30 protein-coding genes and 3 pseudogenes are annotated in these 25,222 nt (G+C 42.3%); 28 read left to right on the top strand and 5 right to left on the bottom strand.

All coding sequences use genetic code 11. The features are described 5' to 3' along the window. Positions 1-78: 78 nt before the first annotated feature. The 12 genes and pseudogenes from I4V84_RS07805 to I4V84_RS07750 form a co-directional block, all read left to right on the top strand. Positions 79-1,299 (top strand): annotated as a pseudogene (locus I4V84_RS07805) (FtsK/SpoIIIE domain-containing protein); the annotation flags it as partial. Beyond that, positions 1,296-2,639: pseudogene (locus I4V84_RS19890) on the top strand (NlpC/P60 family protein); the annotation flags it as partial. The pseudogenes I4V84_RS07805 and I4V84_RS19890, both read left to right, overlap by 4 nt. Before the next feature lie 16 nt (positions 2,640-2,655). Beyond that, positions 2,656-3,567, top strand: a complete 912-nt coding sequence (locus tag I4V84_RS07795) for a conjugal transfer protein (RefSeq protein ID WP_003062215.1) — start codon at positions 2,656-2,658, stop codon at positions 3,565-3,567. Between the two features lie 144 nt (positions 3,568-3,711). Beyond that, on the top strand, positions 3,712-4,026 hold the full coding sequence (locus tag I4V84_RS07790) for a DUF6442 family protein (RefSeq protein ID WP_003061887.1): 315 nt from the start codon (positions 3,712-3,714) through the stop codon (positions 4,024-4,026). Position 4,027: 1 nt separating this feature from the next. Beyond that, entirely contained in the window at positions 4,028-4,237 is a 210-nt protein-coding gene (locus I4V84_RS07785) for a helix-turn-helix transcriptional regulator (protein ID WP_007286202.1), read from the top strand. 14 nt (positions 4,238-4,251) lie between these two features. Beyond that, positions 4,252-4,581 carry a DUF3784 domain-containing protein gene (locus tag I4V84_RS07780; RefSeq protein ID WP_003061243.1) on the top strand — a complete coding sequence of 110 codons (330 nt, stop codon included), beginning with the start codon at positions 4,252-4,254 and terminating at the stop codon, positions 4,579-4,581. A gap of 15 nt (positions 4,582-4,596) precedes the next feature. Then, positions 4,597-4,827, top strand: coding sequence for a hypothetical protein (locus I4V84_RS07775; RefSeq protein WP_003060191.1), 231 nt, complete (start codon positions 4,597-4,599; stop codon positions 4,825-4,827). Between the two features lie 166 nt (positions 4,828-4,993). Beyond that, a pseudogene (locus I4V84_RS07770) lies at positions 4,994-5,176 on the top strand (ATP-binding cassette domain-containing protein); the annotation flags it as partial. A gap of 180 nt (positions 5,177-5,356) precedes the next feature. Continuing rightward, entirely contained in the window at positions 5,357-6,373 is a 1,017-nt protein-coding gene (locus tag I4V84_RS07765) for a DUF6017 domain-containing protein (protein WP_118580534.1), read from the top strand. Then, positions 6,366-8,282, top strand: coding sequence for a VirD4-like conjugal transfer protein, CD1115 family (locus I4V84_RS07760; protein ID WP_243284052.1), 1,917 nt, complete (start codon positions 6,366-6,368; stop codon positions 8,280-8,282). The genes I4V84_RS07765 and I4V84_RS07760 overlap by 8 nt, the downstream gene beginning before the upstream one ends. Then, entirely contained in the window at positions 8,272-8,568 is a 297-nt protein-coding gene (locus I4V84_RS07755) for a hypothetical protein (protein ID WP_118580537.1), read from the top strand. The genes I4V84_RS07760 and I4V84_RS07755 overlap by 11 nt, the downstream gene beginning before the upstream one ends. Positions 8,569-9,155: 587 nt before the next feature. Next, a complete protein-coding gene (locus I4V84_RS07750; RefSeq protein ID WP_118580540.1) occupies positions 9,156-9,518 on the top strand; it encodes an MmcQ/YjbR family DNA-binding protein in 363 nt (120 codons plus the stop codon). Between the two features lie 85 nt (positions 9,519-9,603). On the opposite strand, the gene I4V84_RS07745 is transcribed toward I4V84_RS07750, so the two are convergent. Genes I4V84_RS07745 through I4V84_RS07735 form a run of 3 tightly spaced genes read right to left on the bottom strand, consistent with a single transcriptional unit; the run spans position 9,604 to position 12,268 of the window. Continuing rightward, entirely contained in the window at positions 9,604-10,029 is a 426-nt protein-coding gene (locus I4V84_RS07745) for an aspartate carbamoyltransferase regulatory subunit (protein ID WP_118580543.1), read from the bottom strand. Next, entirely contained in the window at positions 10,029-10,970 is a 942-nt protein-coding gene (gene pyrB / locus I4V84_RS07740) for an aspartate carbamoyltransferase (RefSeq protein WP_195991526.1), read from the bottom strand. The genes I4V84_RS07745 and pyrB overlap by 1 nt, the downstream gene beginning before the upstream one ends. Continuing rightward, entirely contained in the window at positions 10,967-12,268 is a 1,302-nt protein-coding gene (locus tag I4V84_RS07735; protein WP_173718696.1) for an adenylosuccinate synthase, read from the bottom strand. Before I4V84_RS07735 ends, pyrB begins: the two co-directional genes overlap by 4 nt. A gap of 139 nt (positions 12,269-12,407) precedes the next feature. Here I4V84_RS07735 and I4V84_RS07730 point away from each other — a divergent pair, with 139 nt between their 5' ends. The 8 genes from I4V84_RS07730 to I4V84_RS07695 all read left to right on the top strand — a co-directional run bounded on the left by I4V84_RS07730 (position 12,408) and on the right by I4V84_RS07695 (position 18,598). Then, positions 12,408-13,301 (top strand): LysR family transcriptional regulator, encoded by an 894-nt coding sequence (locus I4V84_RS07730; protein ID WP_118580549.1) that lies wholly within the window; start codon positions 12,408-12,410, stop codon positions 13,299-13,301. 56 nt (positions 13,302-13,357) lie between these two features. Next, a complete protein-coding gene (locus tag I4V84_RS07725; RefSeq protein ID WP_117849756.1) occupies positions 13,358-13,831 on the top strand; it encodes a DUF2284 domain-containing protein in 474 nt (157 codons plus the stop codon). Positions 13,832-13,997: 166 nt separating this feature from the next. After that, a complete protein-coding gene (locus I4V84_RS07720; protein WP_118580552.1) occupies positions 13,998-14,804 on the top strand; it encodes a DUF4866 domain-containing protein in 807 nt (268 codons plus the stop codon). A 39-nt stretch (positions 14,805-14,843) separates the two neighbouring features. Next, positions 14,844-16,163, top strand: a complete 1,320-nt coding sequence (locus I4V84_RS07715; RefSeq protein ID WP_334286033.1) for a threonine/serine exporter family protein — start codon at positions 14,844-14,846, stop codon at positions 16,161-16,163. A gap of 194 nt (positions 16,164-16,357) precedes the next feature. Continuing rightward, positions 16,358-16,867, top strand: a complete 510-nt coding sequence (locus I4V84_RS07710; protein ID WP_118580558.1) for a Uma2 family endonuclease — start codon at positions 16,358-16,360, stop codon at positions 16,865-16,867. A 212-nt stretch (positions 16,868-17,079) separates the two neighbouring features. After that, positions 17,080-17,865, top strand: coding sequence for a transglutaminase-like domain-containing protein (locus I4V84_RS07705; RefSeq protein WP_147422314.1), 786 nt, complete (start codon positions 17,080-17,082; stop codon positions 17,863-17,865). A 146-nt stretch (positions 17,866-18,011) separates the two neighbouring features. Next, positions 18,012-18,278, top strand: coding sequence for a type II toxin-antitoxin system prevent-host-death family antitoxin (locus I4V84_RS07700; protein WP_117853822.1), 267 nt, complete (start codon positions 18,012-18,014; stop codon positions 18,276-18,278). Positions 18,279-18,280: 2 nt separating this feature from the next. After that, complete coding sequence (locus I4V84_RS07695; RefSeq protein ID WP_118580564.1) at positions 18,281-18,598, top strand: type II toxin-antitoxin system RelE/ParE family toxin; 318 nt, start codon at positions 18,281-18,283, stop codon at positions 18,596-18,598. Positions 18,599-18,826: 228 nt separating this feature from the next. On the opposite strand, the gene I4V84_RS07690 is transcribed toward I4V84_RS07695, so the two are convergent. Both I4V84_RS07690 and I4V84_RS07685 read right to left on the bottom strand, forming a co-directional pair. Further along, on the bottom strand, positions 18,827-19,162 hold the full coding sequence (locus tag I4V84_RS07690) for a type II toxin-antitoxin system RelE/ParE family toxin (RefSeq protein WP_118580567.1): 336 nt from the start codon (positions 19,160-19,162) through the stop codon (positions 18,827-18,829). Then, on the bottom strand, positions 19,159-19,470 hold the full coding sequence (locus I4V84_RS07685) for a type II toxin-antitoxin system Phd/YefM family antitoxin (RefSeq protein ID WP_243284051.1): 312 nt from the start codon (positions 19,468-19,470) through the stop codon (positions 19,159-19,161). The genes I4V84_RS07690 and I4V84_RS07685 overlap by 4 nt, the downstream gene beginning before the upstream one ends. Before the next feature lie 463 nt (positions 19,471-19,933). Between I4V84_RS07685 and I4V84_RS07680 the strand changes: the two genes are divergently transcribed. The 8 genes from I4V84_RS07680 to I4V84_RS07650 all read left to right on the top strand — a co-directional run bounded on the left by I4V84_RS07680 (position 19,934) and on the right by I4V84_RS07650 (position 25,222). Further along, entirely contained in the window at positions 19,934-20,893 is a 960-nt protein-coding gene (locus tag I4V84_RS07680; RefSeq protein WP_118580573.1) for a S1 RNA-binding domain-containing protein, read from the top strand. 83 nt (positions 20,894-20,976) lie between these two features. Continuing rightward, positions 20,977-21,438: a zinc-finger-containing protein gene (locus I4V84_RS07675; protein ID WP_195991525.1), complete on the top strand. Its 462-nt coding sequence runs from the start codon at positions 20,977-20,979 to the stop codon at positions 21,436-21,438. Further along, positions 21,435-22,109, top strand: coding sequence for a hypothetical protein (locus I4V84_RS07670; protein ID WP_243284050.1), 675 nt, complete (start codon positions 21,435-21,437; stop codon positions 22,107-22,109). The genes I4V84_RS07675 and I4V84_RS07670 overlap by 4 nt, the downstream gene beginning before the upstream one ends. 13 nt (positions 22,110-22,122) lie before the next feature. Continuing rightward, positions 22,123-22,815, top strand: coding sequence for a hypothetical protein (locus tag I4V84_RS07665; protein ID WP_195991524.1), 693 nt, complete (start codon positions 22,123-22,125; stop codon positions 22,813-22,815). After that, a complete protein-coding gene (locus I4V84_RS07660; protein WP_173718705.1) occupies positions 22,778-23,284 on the top strand; it encodes a hypothetical protein in 507 nt (168 codons plus the stop codon). The genes I4V84_RS07665 and I4V84_RS07660 overlap by 38 nt, the downstream gene beginning before the upstream one ends. Positions 23,285-23,378: 94 nt before the next feature. Continuing rightward, positions 23,379-23,609, top strand: a complete 231-nt coding sequence (locus I4V84_RS07655; protein ID WP_195991523.1) for a cold shock domain-containing protein — start codon at positions 23,379-23,381, stop codon at positions 23,607-23,609. Between the two features lie 348 nt (positions 23,610-23,957). Then, the gene (locus I4V84_RS20125; RefSeq protein ID WP_255610563.1) at positions 23,958-24,089 is read left to right on the top strand and encodes a hypothetical protein; all 132 of its coding nucleotides are present in this window, start codon (positions 23,958-23,960) and stop codon (positions 24,087-24,089) included. Positions 24,090-24,106: 17 nt separating this feature from the next. Then, the gene (locus I4V84_RS07650) at positions 24,107-25,222 is read left to right on the top strand and encodes a hypothetical protein (RefSeq protein ID WP_118580588.1); all 1,116 of its coding nucleotides are present in this window, start codon (positions 24,107-24,109) and stop codon (positions 25,220-25,222) included.

The following is a 25,222-nucleotide window of genomic DNA, read 5'->3' as shown; positions in this document are numbered from 1 at the left end:
ATTTTATATCCCTACACACAAAGCAGTTAGTCTTAGGATTGACTGCTTTTTTCATACCCAGAAAGGAGTGATTGATTTATGCGTATGATTTGGAACAAAGGACACCGTATCAGAGCCAGCGACAAGCACCTTGTTTATCATTTTTCCATAGAGACGCTTCTGTTTGTGTTCGTGGCAGTTCTCCTGCTACTGAATAGCAAACAGCTCATGCGTACCGACTGGGAACATTTCAGCTTATTAGACAATGGCTTTACGCTTTCCCTTTACAACTTCATAACCATACTGATAGCGACTGGTGTTTGTGCATTGGTCGCTTTTCTGTATTACCGCTTCTGTTACGACAGTTTCAAGAAGCTACTGCACCGTCAAAAGCTGGCAAGAATGATACTGGAAAATAAGTGGTATGAAGCCGATACCGTACAAGACAGCGGTTTTTTTACTGACCTGCAAAGCAGATCAAGGGAAAAAATCGTCTGGTTTCCAAAGATTTATTATCAAATGGAAAAAGGACTTCTTCATATCCGCTGTGAAATTACGCTGGGAAAATATCAAGACCAGCTTTTACGGTTGGAGGATAAGTTGGAAAGTGGCTTGTATTGTGAGCTGACCGACAAGACCCTGCATGACGGCTATATCGAATATACCCTGCTTTATGATATGATAGCGAACCGCATTACCATTGATGAAGTACGGGCAGAAAACGGTTGTCTTAGATTGATGAAAAATCTTGTCTGGGAATATGACGCACTCCCTCACGCTCTGATTGCTGGTGGGACTGGTGGCGGTAAAACATATTTTCTGCTGACACTCATTGAAGCCTTACTGCATACAAACGCTGTCCTTTATATCTTAGACCCGAAGAACGCTGACCTTGCAGACTTAGGGACAGTTATGGAAAATGTGTATCACACCAAAGAAGAAATGATTGATTGCGTCAATGCCTTTTATGAGGGCATGGTACAGCGAAGTGAGGAAATGAAGCGACACCCGAACTATAAGACGGGCGAAAACTATGCCTATCTGGGACTGCCACCCTGCTTTCTTATCTTTGATGAATATGTAGCATTTTTTGAAATGCTGGGGACGAAAGAAAGTGTGAGCTTACTTAGCCAGTTAAAGAAAATCGTTATGTTAGGACGACAAGCAGGTTATTTCCTTATCGTTGCCTGCCAGCGTCCAGACGCAAAGTATTTCTCGGACGGTATCAGAGATAACTTCAATTTCCGTGTAGGACTTGGGCGTATCAGCGAATTAGGTTACGGTATGCTGTTCGGTTCTGATGTGAAGAAACAGTTTTTTCTTCTACGGGCTTCTATGTTGGTTTCCTGCTTCTCATTATCTTAGTGGTGGGAATGTACGTTGCTTATACGGGACTGATAAAACGGGAAACCAGCAAAGCACTTCACGCTGTTATCAACTTTGTGGTGGTGTTCGTGCTGTCCGCTTCATTTATTGCTTATGCTCCCGACTATATCAAGAAGATAAATGAATTTTCATCAGACATCAGTACCGCTTCTTTGGATTTGGGAACAAAAATCATGCTCCCTAACTCCGACAGCGAGGGTAAGGACAGCGTGGACTTGATACGGGACAGCCTATTTTCTATTCAAGTGGAACAGCCGTGGCTCTTGCTTCAATTCGGGAACAGCAACGCAGAAGAAATCGGGACAGACCGTGTAGAAGCTCTCGTATCGGCAAGTCCAGAGGACGAGGACGGGAAAACCAGAGAGGAAGTCGTGAAAACAGAAATCGAGGACAACGACAATAACAATCTGACAATACCGCAGGTCGTGAACCGTTTGGGTATGGTGTTCTTCCTCTTGTTCTTTAACTTGGGTATCACGATATTTGTATTCTTGCTTACGGGCATGATGTTGTTCAGCCAGATACTTTTTATTATCTTTGCAATGTTTTTACCTATCAGTTTTTTACTTTCCATGATACCGAGCTATGAAAGCATGGCAAAGCAGGCAATCGTGAGAGTATTTAATACCATAATGACACGGGCAGGAATAACGCTCATTGTAACGGTGGCATTTAGTATTTCCAGTATGTTTTACAACATTTCCACAGACTACCCATTCTTTATGGTGGCGTTCTTGCAGATAGTATGTTTCGCTGGTATCTACATGAAGCTGGGCGACTTAATGAGTATGTTCTCACTTAATGCTGGCGACAGTCAAAGCATGGGACGACGCATATTCCGCAGACCGTATCTGTTTATGCGACATCGGGCTAGGCGTATGGAACACCGTATTGCAAGGGCGGTAAGTGCTGGCGGTATTTCGGGCGGTGTAGCTGGTGCGGTGGCTGGAAGTGCCGTTGCTGGCAAGAGAGCCGAAAGAAAAAATACGGCTTCTAAAGAAAATCGGGGCAATACCACTTCCAGCATGGGACAGCGTGCAGGTTCAAAAGTCGGTGCTGTTTTAGATACGAAAAATAAAGTGAAAGACAAGGCAAAAGCAGGCGATTTGGTGTTTTTCCATTCCACCTATAACGCTGGTTCGTATGTAACACACGTCGGTATTCTTGTTTCGCCGACACAGATGTACCACGCAGGCGACCCGATAGGATATGCAGACCTAAGTAGTAGTTACTGGCAACAGCACTTAATCGGTGCAGGACGAGTAAAACAATAGAAAGGACTTGAAAAATATGTTTAAGAAGAATAAGAAACAGACAGAAACTATCAAAGAACCAAAAGAAAAAAAGGTGCGTACTGTCAAGGTAGGCACACATAAGAAAACCGTGATTGCGTTGTGGGTGGTGCTTGTCGCAAGCGTGAGCTTTGGGGTGTATAAGAATTTTACGGCTATCGACCAGCACACCACCCATGAAAAAGAAATCATTGAACTTTGCTTGCAGGACACCAACGGGATAGAAAATTTCGTGAAAAACTTTGCGAAGTCCTATTACACATGGGATAACAGCAAAGAAGCTATCGAAGCAAGGACGCAGGCAATCAGCGGTTATCTGACAAAGGAATTGCAGGACTTAAATGTAGACACCATTAGAACCGATATACCGACCAGCTCCACGGTTACAGATGTGATTGTATGGCATATCGAGCAATCGGGAGCGGACACTTTTTCTGCTACCTACGAAGTAGATCAGCAGATAAAAGAGGGAGAACAGACAAGCAATGTGAAAGCAACCTATACTGTAAAAGTCTATGTGGACGCAGACGGGGATATGGTAATCGTTCAAAACCCTACCCTTGCACCAGCAGTTGAAAAATCAGACTATGAGCCTAAGACACCAGAAGCAGACGCAAGCGTGGACGCTGATACGGTAAATGACGCTACCGCTTTTCTGGAAACATTCTTTAAGCTGTACCCAACAGCGACGGAAAAAGAGCTTGCTTACTATGTATTGGGAAATGTGATTGAACCTATCGGCAGGGACTACCTTTATTCTGAACTGGTAAACCCTATCTTTATAAAGGACGGCGACAATGTGAAAGTCAAGGTTGCGGTAAAATTCATTGATAATCAGACAAAAGCGACGCAGGTATCGCAGTATGAGCTTGTGCTACATAAGGATAGTAACTGGAAGATTGTAGGATAAATGATATAGCGTGCATTTCCTATCAGATTTGCACGCTTTTACAAAACGACAAGAAAACTGTGCAAAAATATTGACTTGTAATGACCGAATGCTATAATATAAATGACAAGTGTACTTGGTATTATTTGAAGGGAGCGTTATATAATGGATAAAGAAAAAATACTATCACAAAACAAAAAAGAGAATCTATATCTTGATGAATACGAAAAACATATTAAACTTCAAGGGAAATCTTTTGGCTTAATGTTTGTTTTATTTATCTGCATTTTAATTCTTTTCATTAAAGCAGTTTGTAAAGAACCTTACTATGACATAATGACAATTATTGGGTCTGTGGCATTTGGCTCTATGGGTTATGAAGCACATATTTCAAAAAATAAATCCAAATTTGTTATTGCTTTATTCTTTTTTCTATTTATGGGGTATTACTTTTATAAATTTTTAATGGTAGGTTTATAGAATGGACGAACATTTAATTTTGCGAAACAGATTAAAAACTGTACGAAAAGAAAAAAAATTATCACAAACAGAATTAGCTGAACTAGTCGGGGTTTCTCGGAATACAGTTAGTTCTATTGAAACTGGACAATTTAATCCAACAGCAAAATTGGCATTAGTGCTTTGTATAGCTTTAGATAAAAAATTTGAAGAATTATTTTATTTTGATTAAAGGAGAGAACGATTATGGAATTAGAGGAATTGATTGTTGAAATAGTTATAGGATTGTTTTTACTTTTTACATCTTATCAAATAGGTATAAAAGAGAATATTACTTTATTACATGGTTATCATTATACACAACTTGACCCTAAAGATAAAAAGGTGTTTACAAAAAAAATAGGAATAGGCACTTTACTGGTTAGTATTGGTATTCTTGTTATGCCGATTATCAATTTAATCTCTCATTCTGAATTAGGCTATTACATAGGTCTTATTTTGATTGTTGTAGGAGTGTTTTATATCATATTCATCATTGTAAAATACAATGGAAAACTTATTAGCTTTAAAAAGTAGAATTGAGGTATGAATATGATAGGACTGAACAAAAGAGATATAAAAAAGGCATTGAAAGCTGGTGCAAAAGCTGGCGGTGTATCATTGGCTGATGTTCGGGCGGATATTGAAGCTACGATTGATGAAGCTATGAATAGCACCGACCCAGAGGTGCAGGCAAATTTCAAAAAGTATTTTGGGAATAAACGCCCTACACCAGAAGAATATATTTATATCATTACGAAAAAGACAAAGGCAAAATTATAATAAAAGGGTCGTGGAAATGCTTCACAAAATTGTGATCTGCATTATCACGGCTCTTTTACTCTCTGTTTACTTTCAAAACTGTAAGTGTAATTGAATACTGCCCTTGCTATAATTTAATTGTATTCCAAAACAAATAAATGTGGCAGGAAGAAAGGAGCGATTTTTAATGGAACACATTTTAAATTTAGAGCAAGTAAAAAAATACTACGGGGGTAACTCTGGAAATATCACAAAGGCAGTAGACGGTATTTCTATGTATGTAGATAAGGGCGAATTTGTCGCAATCATGGGAGCTAGTGGTTCTGGAAAGACTACCCTATTAAACTGTATGCGTCATTTGTGCCGCATAAAGCAGGAAATTGGCTGGAAGCAGAAAGGAACAATCATCTGCTTAGATTACCAGGCGAATGTGCTCAGAGCATATTTTGGAGAGGGGGTGAGGGTTCGTGAGCTGAATACAGATAAAATCATGGAATATCTGACTAAGGGCAGGGACGAATAAGCCCACAGTCTAAGTCAGGAGGTGTCTATGAGTAATCTATTTGACACTGGAAGTGAAACAGTAAACAGGATGTGCCGCCTGCAGTTTACGGGAAATGTCATTCCGTCCACCTGGTATCACACAATTAAAAAAGAAACCGGAAAACCAAACTTAAATGCGATTATTATTCTGGCGGACATTGTGTACTGGTATCGGCCTGTGGAAATCCGGGATGAGGCAACCGGGCAGTTGTGCGGATTCAAAAAGAAATTCCAGGCTGACATTCTACAGAGAAACTATCAGCAGTTGGCGGATCAGTTTGGTATCACGAAACGAGATGCGGTGAACGCTATCGTTGAACTGGAAAAGCTAGGAGTGGTAACAAGGGTATTTCGGACAGTCAACATCAAAGGGCAACTTTACTCCAATGTCATGTTCCTAAATCTGGATGTAGATGTATTAATTCAATTAACCTATCCGGAAACGTTGGAAAATGCATTCATAGGGATACCAGATACCCCCTATCACTCATTTGGGGGACAGCCCCCACCGAAAAAAGTGACAGGGGTCACTAATATAAGTGAGAGGGTATCCCCGAAAAAAGTGACAGCTGTCCCCGATTTGGGGGAGACATATACAAAGAATACATACAAAGACTTTAACAAAGATTTCTCCCTCTCTTCATATCGGGAAGTGGAAGATCAGATAAAACGGCAGATTGAGTATGAAAACCTGATATTGGATCATCCACATGATGACAGGGTAGGGGAAATATTGGGATTGATTGTGGATGTGATGACTTCATCCGCAGAGATAATCCGGGTGAACCGGGAAGAGAAGCCAGCAAATGTGGTAAAAGCCCAATTTGCCAAATTAACAAAAGAGCATGTGGATTTTGTTTTATTCAGAATGGATTCCAATACCACAAAGGCCAGGAATATCCGGGCGGTCCTTCTTACAGCACTATATAATGCTGTCAACACAATGAGCAGCTATTACGATAACCTATATCAATATCACATAGTAGAAGAAATGAGAGGTGATGAAAGGAAAAAGGATGTTTAAAAAATTTGATAAATGGAAGTTGATTCTTGTAATCATTGGGGCAGTATTGTTAGCAGGATACATGGGAGGATTTTTATACATTCTTCTTGGAGATGCAAATGTTGACCTTAACCCTATTCACTGTATGGCGGCAGGATGGACCAGCACCGGGGGCAGGATGTGGATCCTGTTCTCGGTTCTGGTACTTTTCTTTCTTACGGCACTCGTGATTTATCGTGGCAGTGAAAACCCATTACAGGATGAGCGTGGTTTTGAGTTGTCCGATCAGGGTACTTACGGAACTGCTGGCTTTATGAAAGAAGGGGAACAGGCAGAGATATTAAGGGCTGATAAAACAATAGACGGAGTAAATGGAATCATATTTGGCAGGGAGCTTGGAACAGGAAAGGTTCTAAGCCTTCCTGTAGATTCCAGGCTAAACCGGAACATTGCTGTCTGCGGCTCCCAGGGTTCTATGAAATCCAGGGCATTTGCAAGAGTCATGGCATTACAGTGCGTGCGCCGTGGGGAGAGCATGTACATTACGGATCCCAAATCCGAACTTTATGAGGACTTATGTACGTATCTGAAAGATTCAGGATATGTGGTAAAACAATTGAACTTGATTCAGCTGACGCATTCGGATGCCTGGAACTGTTTGGCAGAAATTGATGAGGGAGAGCTGATCGATGTATTTTGTGATGTGGTAATTCGTAACACCACAGACAAATTTGATCATTTTTACGATAATGTGGAGATGGATTTATTAAAAGCTCTTTGCCTGTATGTGTATGAGGAATATCCGCCAGAGCAGCGTACCTTTGCGGAGGCCTATAAACTCTTGCTCAATAAAAGTGTCGATATGCTGGATTCGATTTTTGAAAGACTGCCAACGAACCATCCAGCAAAAGGGCCATATCAGCTCTTTGCAAAAGCGGAAAAGGTAAAAGGAAATGCGGTGCTTGGTCTTGGAACCAGGTTACAGATTTTGCAAAATAAACTGGTACAACAAATCACCAGTCATACGGATATCGATCTTTCACTTCCAGGAAAAGAAAAGTGTGCATATTTTTGTATCACATCCGATCAGGATTCTACGTTTGATATGTTGGCAACTCTTTTCACCTCATTTCTAATCATCAAATTGGTTCGTCTGGCTGATCGGACTGAAGAGCGCGTGCTGCCGGTTCCAGTAAGTTTCATCCTTGATGAGTTCCCCAACATCGGCGTGGTTCCTGACTTCAAAAAGAAGCTTGCAACAGCCAGATCCAGGCGAATTGGCATGAGTATCTTGTTCCAGAACATTCCACAGCTTCAGAACCGTTACCCGGACAATCAGTGGGAGGAAATTCTTGGAGGCTGTGATTTCTCCATTTTTCTTGGCTGTAATGACATGACAACCGCAACCTATTATAGTGACCGGACTGGAGAGATTACGGTGTCAGTAGCTTCTATCAGGAAAAACTATTATACCATACGTGCCACTGACTATGTACCGGAATATTCAGAGTCAAGATCCCTTGGAAAAAGGCAGCTCCTTCTTCCAGATGAGGTGCTTCGCTATCCACTAAACCAGGGAATCTTGATTATTCGTGGCCACAATGTGTTGAAGTTCCAGAAATTAGACTATACCGAACATGAAGATGCAAAGAAGCTCCGTCTGGAAAAAGTTGTGGAACACGTCCCAGAGTGGTACAAAGAATGGGAAAAGGAAAAAACACAGGAACAGCCTTTTTCATATATGGGGCAGGAAGATGATGTATCTACTCAACCTCAGTCAGAAGGTAGTATAAGTGAGACCTGGGAAGAACCTGTTGCACTTGATACAAAGCCCAAAAGAAAACCAGGCAAAAAAACGAATCCTGTTCAAAGCGTAACACGAGTGGAAGATTTATTTACTGGGAGGGAGGTGAAGCCGGATGACAATTGATCTGGCACAGATCAAAGACAATTCCATGGTACGGTATGGTTTTAAGATCCTTCTCATGCGGGAATTTGATATCCACATAAACGAGACGGATGTTAGCAGACTCATAAAAGCGGCAGGATGTATTGAAATATATGATTCTTTAGAAGAATTTCTGGAAAAGAGCAGTTGGAAAAAAGATAATCCAGAGCTGTGCGAAAAGAAGTATTTATTGGATAATCATATTTGCAGGTATATCCAGGGGAAAGTCTGGTATTTTTCCAGGCTTCGGTACGAGAATCAAATGTAGGAAATACAAAGTTGGAATATCTTATAAAGCTATTGATTTTTATAATAAATCATGCTAATATAAAGAAACATAATTTAGTTTTCACTTTTTAATACTTAGGTCTACGGACCGAAAATTCAGGGCTATTTTGCAGAAGAGATTATTCGGATTTTGCAAATAGCTCTGAATTTTTTTATAAAAAAGGCAGCAAAAAAGGAGACTCCATAGAGGATAGAAGAGTCTCCTTTTTTGAGGTTCCTATTTTGGGACCAAAGGCCATACTTAAAGCAACAAATTGCAGCTGCAATTAGGGGCGCTGCTAAAAAACATTGTTCTTAAGTAGGAGAAAATGATGAAACAAATAATGAAAAAAAACTTTAAAAGAATATCATCTTTATAATAATTGAAAAATGAAAACAAGTCAATAGATTTTATGAAAATTATAAAAAAATCGAAAACCGGAACCAAAAATCAGAAAATTAAAACAAAATGCTTTAGGAAATATCGTGAGATCCTTTGAGCCAAAAATCTTGACACGGTTTCTCACACTCTCTATAATGAGGATATATTTCGGTTTAGAGTTATAGAAGTAAAGCGGGGGAAGTTTTTTGACAAAAGAGGCAATTTATCAGTATGTAAAAGAGCAATATGGAACAACACCGGAGCATCTTTGGAAGCGGGATCCTAAGTCAGCGGTGCTTCGGCATAAAAACGGAAAATGGTATGCAGTTTTTATGAATGTAGATAAGAATAAATTAGGAATTCCGGAAGAGGGAAGCGTAGACATTATGAATGTGAAATGCAATCCGGAGTTAAATGGGTTTATTGCACGAACCTATGGGATTAGGCCAGGGTACCACATGAATAAGGAGCATTGGATATCTGTAGTATTGGATGGCTCTGTTGGAGATGGTAAAACACTGGATTTTTTGGATATGAGTTATGATTTAATTGATACGGGAAGAAAATAATTTTTTTAAATACCCTTTAGGAATAGAAATAAACCTAAAGGGTATTTTCCTCTTAAGCGATGTACAAGGGAGGATGTATTATTCTTTATCTTAAGAGGGAAGCTTCCTGGTTGCAGTAAATACATCTATATTTTCCACTGGAGGACAGTTTGAAGATGTGCTCACAGTTTGCTTCCGTACTGGTAATGCAGCGGGGATTTTTGCATTTGATTACATTCTTTAACGTTTTTGGCGGAACAGGGTGGTATTTTTTTACCACTTTTCCATCACGGATCACGATCAGCGTGACACCCTCATTTAAGTAACCAAGGACTTCCAGACGCTCAGGCTCTGTAAGCCCCTCTATTTTAATCAGGTCTTTACAGCCGTATTTTTCACTTCTTACAGACTGCAAAAGGGCAACGGACTGTTTCTGGGAGTCCAGTTCCAGAAGCTTGTAAATATCCATTCCTTTTCCAGCCGGGATATGATCGATCACAATTCCGTTTTGGATAGATTCAATCTTTAACATTACAGCACCGTCCTTCCTGTCAGCTGATCCGGGATTTCAAGCAGAGCCATGATCAATGCCATACGGATATATTTTCCGTTCTGCACCTGGTCAAAATAAGCGGCTCTTGGATCCTGGTCCACGTCTGTGGCAATTTCGTCCACCCTTGGGAGAGGATGGAGAACCGGCATATCCGGCTGTGCCAGATTTAATTTTTCCCGGTTTAAAATATAGGTATCCTTTAACCGGACATAATCTTCCTCGTTAAAGAAACGTTCTTTCTGAACTCTTGTCATATAGAGCACGTCCAGCTTGGGAAGGGTTTCCTCCAGGCTGGTGACTTCTTTGTAAAAAGAATGGTTTGGCTTTAAGGTCTCTTCCATCACGTAATCCGGGATCTTAAGTTCCTCCGGGGAGATGAAGTAAAACTCGTTTCCAGGATGACGTACCAGGCTGTTTACCAGGGAATGTACGGTGCGTCCAAATTTCAGATCCCCGCAAAAGCCAACTGTCAGATGATCCAGATGACCTTTCCTCTGACGGATAGTCATAAGGTCAATCAGTGTCTGGGTTGGATGGTTATGACCGCCATCCCCGGCATTAATTACTGGCACTGTGGCATACATGGAGGCACGAAGGGGAGCGCCTTCCTTGGGATGCCGCATTGCAATGATATCTGCATAGCAGCTTACCACCCGGGCGGTATCAGCTACCGTTTCTCCTTTTGTGGCACTGGACTGCTCAGCACCAGCAAAGCCAAGGGCCTTTCCTCCAAGGCTTAGCATGGCAGATTCAAAGGAAAGACGTGTTCTGGTACTTGGCTCGTAAAAAAGAGTAGCAATCTTTTTCCCATTCGCCACATGGCTGTACACTTCCGGATTTTCTGCAATGCGGTCTGCCAGATCCAGAACTTTTGTAGTTTCTTCAAGGGTAAAATCAAGTGGATCGATCAAATGTCTCATAACCAGGCTCCTTTTGTTAAAAACTGATCCCGTCTGGCTCCGACGGAAATAAACTGGATCTCATGGTTCAAAAGCTGCTCCAGGATACGGATGTAGGCTTTGGCATTCTCCGGAAGCTCTTCATACGTCCGGCAGCCGGAAATATCGCATTCCCAGCCCGGGAGCATTTCTACTACAGGGACAAAGCTGTCCAGTTCATCCATAGGGTCAAAATCCATGGTCACAACACCGTCACGTTTGTAGCCTGTGATCACGGGAATCTCTTTCATGGAACTTAAGACATCCATTTTGGTAAGTGCGATCTGATCTGCATTCTGGCATTTTAATCCATAACGGCTGGCTACGGCATCAAACGGTCCCACCCTGCGGGGACGGCCTGTGGCAGCACCATATTCACCGCCCGCTTTTCGAAGCTCTTCTTCCCAGGCATCGGACATTGCCTTTTCTGCTACAAAAGGACCGGCACCAACACAGGTAGAATATGCTTTTAAAACGCCCACCACATGATCCAGGGATTTTCCCGGAATTCCGGCACCGATCGGGCCATAGGCAGAAATGGTAGAGGAACTTGAGGTATAGGGGAAAATACCATAATCAATATCCCTCATGGCGCCAAGCTGGGCTTCCAGCACTACCTTTTTGCCCTCTGACAGTGCCTGTTCCAGAAACTCACCCGTGTCTGCAATATAGGAGCCAAAGAGTTCTGCCTGTTCCTCACACCAGGTGAGAAGAGCAGGGTAAGACATTGGCTCCTGATGATAGCAGCCTGCAAGCTCCAGGTTTTTTGCCTCCAGCATGGTTTTTAATCTGGCTTTTACGGAATCCTCTTTTAAATGAAGCAGATCCCCAAGACGAAGGGTTTTCTTACGGTACTTGTCACTGTAGGCGTAGGCGATTCCACGGCGGGTAGAGCCAAAGGCGCTTCCGGTTTTTGCCAGCCGGTTTTCTTCTAACTCATCCTGTACCTTGTGCCATGGCATGGAGATCGTGGCACGCTTTGAAAGCTTCAGATGATCCGGTGTAACCCGGATTCCTTTTTTCTCTATTTCATGGATTTCCCGGGAAAGATGTTCCAGATCGACTACCATTCCGTCCCCGAGGACACATACCACACCTGGATGTAAGATACCAGATGGGAGAAGATTTAAGACAAATTTACCCTGGTCGGTGACCACTGTGTGACCTGCGTTGTTGCCGCCCTGGTAGCGGACTACCACATCTGCCTGCTCCGCTAAAAGATCGATCACACGGCCTTTTCCTTCATCGCCCCAGTTTATACCGGTTACTGCTGTAAGCATTTGTTCCTCCTTTGAAAACACGTTCCTGTTTCCCTTTTTTATTCGGGTACATAATACGCTTGACGTAGGAATAAGTAAAAACTATAATTGATATAATTGGAATAAATATATGATATGCCAAAAGAAAAGGAAAAATATTATGGACGTAAATTTCGAGTATTACAAGATCTTTTATTATGTGGCAAAATACCACAACTTTACCAAGGCCGCCCAGGCGTTAAACAACAGCCAGCCTAACATCACCCGGGCCATGAACTGTCTGGAACAGCAGCTGAATACCACTTTATTTATCCGTACTAACCGCGGTGTACAGCTTACCCCGGAAGGAGAGCGGCTTTATACCCATGTGCTTGGTGCAATGGAGCAGTTTCAGGCTGCAGAAGAGGAGCTGGCGGACAGCTCCGGGCTTTCCCACGGAAGTATAGCAATTGGCGCCAGCGAAACTGCCTTGAATATTTTCCTGCTTGATAAATTAAAAAATTTCCATATGACTTATCCGGGAATCCGGCTGAAGCTTTATAACCATTCCACCCCGGAAGCCATTGAATCCGTAAAAAGCGGAAAGATCGATTTTGCAGTAGTTTCCACTCCGGCAGAGGTGGATTCCCCATTGAAACAGATCATGCTCATGCCCTTCCAGGAGATTCTGGTTGGTGGTACCACTTTTACAGCGCTTGGAAGCCAGGAGCTTTCCCTTCGGGAGGTAAAGAACTATCCGCTGATTTCTCTTGGACGGGAAACTATGACCTATAAATTTTACAACAGTGTATTTTTATCCCATGGCCTGGATCTTTCCCCGGATACGGAAGCTGCCACTGCGGACCAGATCCTGCCGCTTGTAAAATGCGAGCTTGGCCTTGCCTTTTTGCCCCAGCCAATGGCAGCGCCCTCCCTTCTGAAAAAAGAAATCGTACAGATCCCACTAAAAGACGAAATCCCGGAGCGTCAGATCTGTCTGGTGTATGACAGCCAGCATCCTATGGGCGCTGCGGCAAGGGAATTAAAAAACACAATTGTAGCTGGGCGGGTTTAAAACCAGCGTATGGAGAAAATTTTAGTGAGTTGTAAAAAACTTGGAGGAGGTTTTCTATGGATTACATCAAAGAAGCAAAAAAACTTGGGTTTTCAAATGCGGCAATCATGGATACACAAAAACTTGTGTTCAAACCGGAATACCGAAAGTTTTGTGAAGAAAATCAGTGTGGATGTTACAACGTGAATCCCGCCTGTCCACCTGAATGCGGAACAGTAGAATCTATGAAACAAAGGGTATTCGCCTATGAAAAAGCGCTTATTCTCCAGACGATACAAAACAAGGATATGGACTACAAAATGGCGAAGCTTGCGCACAATAAACTCACCGAACAGCTGGCCTCTAAAATAATGGAATCTGGAAATACCGACCTGCTGATCATGTCCGCTGGTCCTTACAGGCACCATTCCTGCATGTCCGCCTACTGTGTTGATGCCCAGGAAATGGCAGATGCGGTGGGAATGATCTGCTGGGGGACCGATGATAAGATACGGTATTTTTCACAAATTTTATTTCATGGAAACTTGTAATGGAAAACACATACAACGGTCAATGATATGGCAGACATAAAAATATGATATGAAAGAGAAACCTTTCATCCTATTGCGGTATGACTATAACAATGCTATAATCCCTCCCGAAAAGAGACAAGTACAGCTCTCATCATGATCCAAACAGAAAAAGAGGCGTTTTAGTATGAAAACAGTTTTACCAAGAGAACAGGCTGTAGAAGATATTTTTTCCAAAATCCTGGCTTCCCCGGAGGCATCAAGAAGACTTCGTGAAGTGTTTTACCAGTATCTGGATGATGAACATATGCTGGTGGATGAGGATCCGGACCACTTTTTGCAGGTACTCTTTCACGCTTACCAGAACGGGGATGTAAGTGCCCTTCTTCTGGAATTGTGCGGAAAAAGTATGTTTGATCTGCTCCGCGAAGCCTATCTGATCCCAAGAAAATTCCATGGAAAGGCAGGAGAGAATCCGGTCCTTCTTACCAATGTGGAAGGGAAGCTTCTTAAAGATGTTGGAAAGATGGTTTCCGCCCATGACTATGGAAAATTTAAGGAAACCTTTGACCGGCATGAATGCGTACCAAGATCCAGACTTTATCTGGCAGATGGATATGACATTGTACGCTCTTACATGGATGGATTGGAAATTAAAGAGGAAAAAGAAGAGTGCCAGCGTGGGATTTTAATCCTCTATGCACTTCCGGATACCTGTAAGCTGGGGCTTACAGAAGCGCAGGCTTATGCGGTTGTATGGAAGACTTTCCAGGAGATCCAGCAGGCAGCACCCCGTGCAGTGGTCTTTTACGGACAGGAGACCGGTGTAAAAAAGGAAAATCCTGAGAAACCCTTTGATGAACTTGGCGTTCTGCTTCCCATCCATGAGTTTGAAAAGAAAATGCTCCAGCATATGGAGGAAATTGACGGGATCGTCCTTGCCTGCAGGGAGCGGATGATGGAACTAGCTGGAAATGACAGCCTGAAATTATAAAGGGACTTTTCGGAAGGAAGTGGGCTTATGCAGCCAGAAATGATCAGAAAAAATCACATGGACGTGGAGTGGCATGAATACACCGATGAAAATGGCCAAAATACTCCCGTTATAAATGCAAGCATCACCGAAAAGGCTTCCATTATCGGACGTGTGGGGATCATGTTTTTATCCTGTGGGACTGGAGCCTGGAGGGTCCGAAGCTCCATGAATGCCCTGGCCGAAGCAATGGGAATTACCTGTACCGCAGATATCGGACTGATGTCCATTGAGTACACCTGTTTTGATGGGGAAAATGGCTTTACCCAGTCTTTATGCCTTACCAATACAGGGGTGAATACGTCAAAGCTGAACCGGCTGGAGCATTTTATCCGCAATTTTGAAACAGAGGGAAAAAACATGTCCGGGGAAGAGCTTCACAGCTATCTGGATGAAATTGAAAGGATCCATGGCCTTTATTCCCCGGCTGCCCTGGGACTGGCTGCCGCCATTGCATGCTGTGGATTTACCTTTCTTTTAGGCGGAGGACCAGTAGAGATGTTTTGTGCTTTTATTGGAGCAGGACTTGGAAATTTCCTTCGCTGCAAGCTGACCAAGCATCATTTTACCCTGTTCCTTGGCATTGTTTCCTCTGTCTCCCTGGCATGCTTTGTATATGCAGGATTATTAAAATTAGGGGAAATCCTGTTTGGGATTTCCATTCAGCATGAAGCAGGATATATCTGTGCCATGCTTTTTATCATCCCTGGTTTTCCCTTTATTACCAGCGGAATCGACCTGGCAAAACTGGATATGCGTTCTGGTATGGAACGGCTTACTTATGCACTGATTATTGTTCTGGTAGCCACTATGTCTGCCTGGATCATGGCTATGCTTCTTCACTTACAGCCGGTGGATTTCATAAAGATCCATATGCCTGTTGCAATGTGGATCCTCACACGGCTTATTGCAAGCTTTTTCGGCGTGTTCGGTTTCTCCATCATGTTTAACAGTCCGGTAAGGCTTGCCTGTTCTGCAGCAGTGCTTGGGGCGGTTGCAAATACCCTGCGGCTGGAGCTTGTGGATCTTGCCGCCTTACCTCCGGCAGTGACCGCATTTATCGGAGCTCTGACAGCCGGGCTTCTGGCCTCCCTTCTGAAAAATAAGGTGGGCTACCCAAGGATTTCCGTTACCGTTCCTTCTATTGTGATCATGGTACCGGGGCTTTATTTATACCGTGGATTTTATAATCTTGGAATCATGTCCTTATCTGTGTCTGCCTCCTGGTTTGCAGCTGCACTTCTGATCATTGCAGCGCTTCCGCTTGGACTAATCTTTGCAAGGATTTTAACAGATAAGGCGTTTCGGTATTGTACCTGACAGGTGCAAAAAGCGAGTCACGGAGGGCCAACACCCCTGTTTATGCACCAATCTTAAAAAAAATTACTTTTCCAATCTACAGGGAGGATGCTATAATGGAGGAGACAAAAATAATTCTTTTCTTTTAATAGAGAAGAGTGGAATTTAGAGAAAACAAGAAGTTCTTTATATTGTAAAATGCAGGAGGGTGAAATATGGATTGGGATCTTAAAATAACAGATCTGGAAGGATCTACACCAGAGCACTCTGCTGTAATTGTAAATTTTGTTGCAGCGGTCAGGCACCAGTTAAAAAATAGTACTTGCTATGTATATTCGGATAATGTGCAATACCGTTTCAAAGATAACCAGGGCAATAACAAGATTGTGATTCCGGATGCTTCCATAAACTGCCGTACGAAATCAAGGCGTGGAAACACTTTTACAGATGCGCCACGTTTTGTTATGGAGGTTTTGTCACCATCAACAGAAAATTATGACCGGACAGAGAAAATGCAGCTGTATTGTGAGCAGGAGATTGAAGAGTATTGGATCGTTGACTGGCGTAAAAAAACAGTTGAAATCTATGAACTGGATTATGAGGGGGAGATTCCCAAATACTATCTTTTAAAAACAGTCACAGAAGAAAATAAGGATGAGTTACAACTGCTTCATTTTCCAAAGATAAAGATTACCTTTGACGAATTATTTGAAGAAATTGATTAGTGCTTGTAACCAAGACCGCAATAAATGTGATAGGTGAAATTGCGAAAAAAGGATATTTGATTATAAATAAGAATTGTAAAAGTGATTTGCAAAATAGTGAATCACTTTTTTATTTGAAAATATTTTTTTCAAAAATCCTATTGACACAGAAAAAATCAAATTGCTACATTGGAACTGCAACAGGAAATGGTTTCGAAAATGGAGGGTTTGCGATGAGAAAAGCAAAAAAATGTAACACAGGAAAGAAGAAATTCGTAGTTGTTTGGCTGGCATTGGTAGTTTTGTTCCTTGGAAGCTTTATAAGGCCAGTGGATGTCCAGGCTGCAAAAGTGAAACTGAACAAATCGGCGGTTACCATCTATCGGGGAGCTTCCACGTCGCTGAAAGTATCGGGAAGCAAAAAGAAAGTAAAATGGAGTTCTTCTAAAAAATCCGTTGCATCTGTTTCGGCTTCTGGAAAAGTAACTGGAAAAAAGGGTGGATCAGCATACATCTGTGCAAAAGTGGGAAAACGTACCCTGAAATGTAAAGTGACCGTAAAAGAGCCGAATAAATCCAAACGCCTTAATCTGGCCAAGAAAGAAGCAAAGAAAATCGTAAAAAAATATGTGGCTGCGGATCTGAATGCAAAGGAGCGGGCTTTTGTATTGTTCCGGTATCTGACCGAGCATTGTTCCTGGCAGTTAAACCAGTCTTCAGAAGCCTACCAGAAGAATTATGGAAATGAAGCTTATGCAGCTTTGGTAATGAAAAAAGCAGCCTGCTCAGGATATGCAAAAGCGTACACACTGCTTTGTGAGGCTGCGAATGTTCCGGTACGGCATGTGAATGCCGGCAGCTGGACACACCAGTGGAATGAAGTAAAGGTAAACGGTAAATGGATCAAGGTAGATGCTTATGGTGGAACTTTTGCAGATACCACCGGAATTCGAAAATCCTTAAGAACTTCATCGGAGGATCAGGAACAGTTAGTATTTCATTTTACGATTGAGAGATAATTTCAGAATGAAAATAGAGAAGCTGGGGCAGAAATGGAATATGCCTGTAATAGAAATGGAATATGCCTGTAATAGATGTTGACAAATATAGCATAATAAAATTATAATATGTATATAATATTACTATGAAAGCGAGAGGTGATCTTATGAACATTCGTCCATCAGCTGCTATTAGACAAAATTATAATGAGATTGCAGATCTTTGCCGTAAATCTTCAGAGCCTGTTTTTCTGACAAAAAATGGAGAAGGTGATCTTGTGGTGATGGATATTGAATCCTTTAACCGACGGGAGAAAATGTTGAAATTAAGAGAAGAACTGCTTGCTGTTGAAGAGGATCGTCTGGCAGGAAGAACAGGATGCAGTCTTGATGAATTGGAAAGTTATCTTGATAATATAATAGAAGAGGGCTGAAAATGTCAGAAAGAAGAAAATACAAAGTTATCGTATCGGACCGGGCGAAGCAAATGCTTGGAGTACATATTCGCTTTCTGGCACAGGTAGATAAGGATGCCGCAAGAAATAAGAAAAAAGAATTAATGGAAGCAATGCGTTCATTAGCGTATAGTCCAAATCGTTTTCCTTTTTTGAATGAACCTTATATTCCATGTAATAAATATCACAAAATGTTTGTGAAAAACTGGTATTTGATTTTATATCAAATTGAGGATGATACAGTTTATGTGGATTACATTTTAGACTGTAGAAAAGAGTATAATTGGCTCATCCGTTGAACCAGCAGTTGTACTTATTTGCAACTAAAATGTGACATGATTGCAACATATCTAAAAATGCAGAGATGTATCGCTGGAGGTGAGCATCCCTGCATTTTTTATGGGTACATTGTGATTCAATTGAAATAGTATGAAAGAACTATAAGGGGTATCGGTGGTTCACGGTAATTGCTTGTGTATTAACAAAAGCTTTATACAGATGAATGTAATCACTTAAAAAGGTGCAGGTTAATCAAAAAGATTGTGTTTATTCGCTCTTTTCTGAGCAATTTCATATACTTCTTCGTCTGCTCGGACGCCGATTACAATAATCATCATAGACGATTCGGTACGGCGAAGCTGATATACAACACGCAAACCAGCAGAGCGGAGTTTAATCTTCAGAAGTCCGGCAAGATTAGTACTGCTGTGATTACCAAGCGGTTTTCCATAACCTTGTTCTTCAACAGGCAGTGGATTTTGCTGAACTTTTTTGATGGCCTTCAGAACAAGAATACGCTGACTTCCATCTAGGTCTTTTAAGTCTTTTTCTGCTTCAGGAAGGTATTCTAGTTTCCAATTCATTCAATGTCTACCTCGTCAAAACCGGTAAGATCGTCTTCTGTAATACCAAGACGGCGGTTCATTTCTTCCTCAGAAATTAAAGTGGCAGGATTAAAGTGTGCCATACGTTCAGAAGCAACGGCAAGAAGACGAGCATCATTTACCTCATCCATTAGACGGACGTATTCTTCAGGGGAAATGAGAACACATTCTGCAACGTTGTTTTTCATTACGACTTTAGCACCACTCTGCTTCACATCTTCAAAAATTTTTCCAGCAAGGCCACGGTTAAATTGGCTGATCGGAACCGTATTTTTAATTGCACTCATAACAGATGCCATAATCGTCAACTCCTTTCTTTACTTGTATTATAGCAGATACCTGCAAAATATCAACTAATTAATCAATATATTTACTGACAAATATACGCGAAATGGAATCCTTTAGGTATTGCCTTTCGGGTGATGGTGAGTTTATCTCCTAATGATTGAAATATCTTCTAAAAAATAGTGAAATTTAGGAGATAAATAATTACCTGGGAGATTGGTTATAAGAATTTACTGGAATAAAAAATTTATTAGGCTTGAACTTTTGAAGATTTTTGCAGCCAATATTAGCAAGTGTATTTATTTGCAACTAAAATGCGACACGATTGCAACATCCATAATATTGACTTCAGATTCTCTTTATAATAGAATGGTACTCGTAAAAAGAAGGCACGAAAAAGCAGTTTGTTTATGCAGGCTGCTTTTTTTGTGCCTTCTTGTCGTATAAATAATAGGAGGGCAACACATGGCGAACACAAAAAAAGCAATTGAAGAAGTAACGGAAAAAGAAATTCCACGCGCAGCCTATGAAGGTGTCTTAACAATCGACGTTGACGCACAGGTGGAGAGCGCACAGGAGCAGGAGGATACCAGATGGCACCAGCTACTTAATGCACACCGTACCAGAAAGGTACTCACAGGCCAGCTTGGTGGTATTGAGAAGCTGGAAAGCGGCTGGATGGTTGCAGTAACTTATTACAACGGTTTTCGTATTATCATCCCGATGAATGAAATGATGATTAACTTAAGCGGAGACGGCCGGGAGAACGCAGACACCTTAAACCGCCAGGTTCGTATTGCCAACAACATGCTTGGCTGTGACATTGATTTCATTATCAAGGATCTGGATACCAAAAGCCGGAGTGTGGTAGCCTCACGAAAGGATGCCATGCTGAAAAAGCGTCAGACTTTCTACATTGGAGAAGAAGGGGAGAAGCCGCTCCTGTATCCCGGAAGAATCGCAGAAGCCAGGGTGATCGCAGTAGCACCAAAAGCAGTACGCCTGGAGGTGTTTGGTGTGGAAGTATCCGTCCGGGCGCGTGATATGGCCTGGGAGTGGATGCTGGATGCCAGTGAAAAATTCCAGGTTGGTGACCTTGTCCAGGTTATGGTTAATAAAGTAGATGGTCAGGAACCAGAACAGATTAGCGTGGAAGTGGATGCCAAAACCCCGACGGCCAATCTCAATAAAGATAATCTTCGGAAATGCCACCGTCAGGGCAAGTACACAGGTGTGATCACAGAAGTTTATAAAGGCACGTATTTTATGAGGCTTGATATCGGGGTGAATGCCGTGGCACATTCGTGCAACATGCCAACCCTTCCGGGAAAGGGAGATAAAATCGGAATTGTAGTGACCAGAATTAACGATAATTACGAAGTCGCAGAAGGGATTATCACAAGGCTGATTAAAAGATATAAATAAAAATTAAAACTAACGAAAATCCTATTGACACAGAAAATGCGATTTTTTTAAAATCGGGACAAACAGGAAAGGAGACGAATGAAATGGCAAAAATGAAGAAAAAACAGCAGAATGAAAAACTGTATTGTCCCTACTGTGGCGGGCTGGCGGTGCTGCGTCCAGCAGAGTATGTTTATGGTGAGCGTAATTTAAATCCTGATAACTATTTGTATGTTTGCAGTGGTTACCCATCCTGTGATTCTTATATTGGAGTCCATAAAAAGAGTATGCGGCCTATGGGAACTCTGGCAAATGGGGATCTTCGCCATAAACGGATTGAAGCACACCGGGCGTTAAATAAGGTGGTACAGGCTGGCATCATGACCAAACATGGTGCTTATATCTGGCTGCAGAACCGCCTGTGCCTGCGGGAAAAGGACATGCACATTGGAATGTTCTCCGAGTACCGGTGTGAGGAAACTATCCGGGAGTGTAATATACTTATGGAACAATATGCAAAGACGAACCGAATTTCTTCCTGTGAGAAGAAAACGCTGGCAGCATGAGAAATGGAAAAAATATCCTGCGTTTGCAGGCGGATGAGGAAGATGTCTACCACCTGATGGATCTAAGGGAACGGTATTTTGTACTGATCGGAGCAGGCTCCCTTATAGAGGGAATCGCGGCTTATTTTCTGTTTTTCCAGATCCGATGCTGGGATCTCATATATCTGTGTGCGGCACTTTTCCTTGGGATTTTTCTTCTTCTAAGGCAGTCAAACAAAATCAGTAAAAGAATCATGGAAGCGGAAGTCTGTTACATGGAGCTGGATGAATTCAGTCTGGCAGTCTGCCAGCCGGAAAAAAACGGGCATTATGAATGCTGCCGGATCTTTTATGAAGAGATTGATAAAATCGTAGAGGGCAGTCGCAGAGGAATCCCGGAATTTTACATTGTGTTGGGCGAAAATGAAAACCGGGAGAGCTTTTTCCTTCTGGACGAAGAAGAGCAGGACCGGACGATCTTCCTTGTCCGCTCGTTTGGATTTAATCATCAGAGGTTTACGGAGTTTTATAGGAAGCTCCGCTGGAATGTTCCCGGAAAAACCCGGATCATTGGAACGAAGAACCAGGAGGTATGGAACCTTCGAAAACCAAATATCGAAGTCTGCATTGTAGCAGGAATGATTGCCTGTTATGTGATTCCGAAACTCCTGGAAGTTATGAAGCTACACTAGGAGGAACTGGATTATGAAATGGTACACAGCCATTGGATGCAAAATGGAAGATGATGAGGGCAGGCTTCTGGTAAAGATTGACGGTCAGGAGAAGGTGCTCACAGAGATGGAAGGCATGCTGTGGGCGGCTCTTACCTGGAGCCTCTGTGCAGAAAATAGAATCTATTCCCAAATGTACCGGGTATTATGCCTTACATTTGGAGAAGAGTATGCAACCGAATGGGCGGACGAAGAGGATTTTTTGTTTTGCTTAAGGCGCCTGAAAAAACGTGGTCTGGTAGCGGAGTGTGATGGCGAGAGTAAGGAGGAAGCTTTGTGGCTCCTTCTTAGTAAATCTGTGGTATCGCCTGTCACGGATTCGTTTTCAGAGCGGTTAGGCGCATTTGCAGACGATCTGGCACTTGGAAAAGGACTGAAAATCGCATTGCGGGCTTTTAAAAGGCCCGTGTTTACCTATGAAGAGCGAATGGTTCTACAGCAGCTTGCAGGTGGTGGCTATATTCCTTATCATCTGGCAGAGTTAACCAGACAGGCGGGTGCCGTTCCCCTGTCTGTGGAAGAACGAAAGATCGTTCAGAAACAGGTCTTGCAGGAATTCATGCAGATCCTGGTTTCCCTATTTAAGAAGAAACAGTTTGTAATCAGCTGCATCCAAGAAGGAGGTCTCCTTGAAGAAAAAGAAGAAATGGAAAACATGGCTGTCTGAGCAGTACCTAAAATACAGAGAACATTATACCGGGATACCGGGCTTTTTTAAAAAGAGAATTGTGAATACCTTACTGTTATCGTTTCTCTTATTGTATGGAGGCTGTGCCCTTGGTCTGGCGCAAAAATCAGCTGGATTTGTGGGATGGACAGTTTTTTTGGCAGTCTGTGGAATTGGGTATGCGGGGTATATTTATTACCTGGCAGTTACAAAATCCTATGAGGTGGTGGAAGGAACTGTGACAGAGATCCATGCGGAACTTCTTTTTGATGGTTTTAAGAGGGTTCTGGTGCAAGGGGATGATGGGATTACCACAGAGCTTTTGTTAAATAAAGAGACAGTTGTCATGTATGGAAAAGCCTACCGCTTTTATTTTAACCAGAATGCACATGCATTCTCAGGAATTCGAAGGTTGGATGCAGCTTTTGATTTTGGAAATTTTTTTGGAGTGGAGGAAGTAAAAGAGTAATCCGGGTCAGGGAGTACCAGGCATGGTTCGAGTCCATGCCGCCCTGTTTCCATGTAAACGCATGGAAAATATGTATAAAGGAGAGCTATGCAATATGGCGGAAACAAAATGTGGAACCGTGAAATGGTTCAGCGCAAAAAAAGGTTACGGATTTGTAACCGGGGAGGATGGCGAGGATTACTTCGCACATTTCTCCCAGATCAAGATGGAAGGCTTTAAAATGCTTTCCGGTAAGCAGCCTGTACAGTTTGAAGTTGGAACGGACGAAAATGGCAGGGCGCTTGCAATGAATATCCTTCCCCTTATAGCAGAGGAAGATGCATAAAAGAAAATAAATTTTGAAACACAAAATATATAAAAAATGTGTTTGACAGCCACAAGATGTTGTGGTAACCTTTAAATGAAATCATATTTTATCAGTCATCTATGGCTGATCTTACATTTTAGATCCGGACATTCCGGATGAATCTCTTTTGGGCGGTTCGCCCTAAACTCAGCAAATAAGTTAGAACATTGGAAGATACGAAAAGATAGGAATTCTTTTGGTGTCTTTTTTTGTTGCAAAATGAAGAAAAGGAGGAAGCAGAATGAGAAAAATTAAAGAGACCGTACTGGTCAAAATGGAAAAAAGGAATGCCAGATAACAGAAAAAGAAAGAAGAGGAGAACATTTTATGCAGGAAGTAAATTGGGATGCTGTAAATTTGTTAGAACTGGGAATGCTGCTTGATATGGCAAAAGATGGATATGAATTCCAGATTGCGGATGGAAGAATTAAGTCCATTGAAGTAAAGCTCCTGTCCTGAATGCAAAAGGAGGGGCTATGTACTATAAGGATGATTTTAATGTAACGTTTGAAGAGGAATCCGCTTTTTACAAGTATCTGGATGATGTGGAAAAACGGGCCGAATGGTTCCGGGCACAAAGCAAGGATCTGACAGTGGAAGCGGTTACGAAGGACAGTACCTGCACCCCGATTGGGAATATCAATCTGGAATATTTAAAAGAGGATACCATAAATAATTCCGGGCTGCTGATTAAAACCCCAGACCGCAGCTGTTTTCTTGGCATATCTGCCATCAAAAGCTTAAAAGGCAGGGCCAGGATAGACGGAAAGGCGCTTGCAGAATTAGACAAAGAAACACTTGCCTATATCCTGAACAAATGTCTGAAGGTCTCCAGGGGAAAATCCCTGCTCCGCTTTTGTGAAGGCAAGGTGCGGGCAGTCCTGTCTGGCGACGAAAAAGACTATTCTATCTTGTCCATGCCAGAGGTCTATGAAATTGCAGGGGCTTATATCTACAGCGATTTTGAATACGCGTCTTTTAAATCCGGATGTGCGGACCATAATCTGGTAAATGCGACCTGGGAGCTAAGAGACCGGCGACTGACCGAAGCCTACAAGGAACTGCTGGAACGCTATGGGAAGACTTTTAACGGAGAGCTGTATGCTTCGGTCCGGATCACCACCTCCGATGTGGGAAGTTCAGGAGCCAATATCTTCTATACGGTGTCCGTTCAGAACCAATATATTGTATTGGGAGAAAACTTGAAAGTGCGTCACAAAAACTGCAAGGGTACCGAAGACTTCAACCAGAACATGGCTTCTATTTTTGAATACTATAAGGAAGCTCTGCAGGAGGTCCTGCGGCTTAGTGAAATCTGGGTGAACCATCCTGCCAATGCCATGATCGGCGTTATGAAGCAGGCTGGTTTTTCCAAAAAGCTGATTGCAGAAACGGTAGAGCGTTTTCGGGCGGCAGCAGGGGATGTCCCCTGTAGTGCCTACGAAATCTATTGCGGGATCTGTGATGTGATTTCCATTGCAAGGCAGCAGGAAACGAATGCGAGAGGACTACTTCTTTTGGAGGAAAAAGTGGCAGCCTGTGTAAGCAAACGCTGGCATGAGCTTGATATGCCAGGTGAAATTAAATATTAA

It is taken from the genome of Ruminococcus sp. 1001713B170207_170306_F1 (assembly GCF_015668065.1).
GTDB classification, from domain to species: Bacteria; Bacillota; Clostridia; order Lachnospirales; family Lachnospiraceae; genus Blautia_A; species Blautia_A faecis.
The sequence above is the reverse complement of the archived record's forward strand: the minus strand, read 5'-3'. Positions and strand labels throughout refer to the sequence as shown.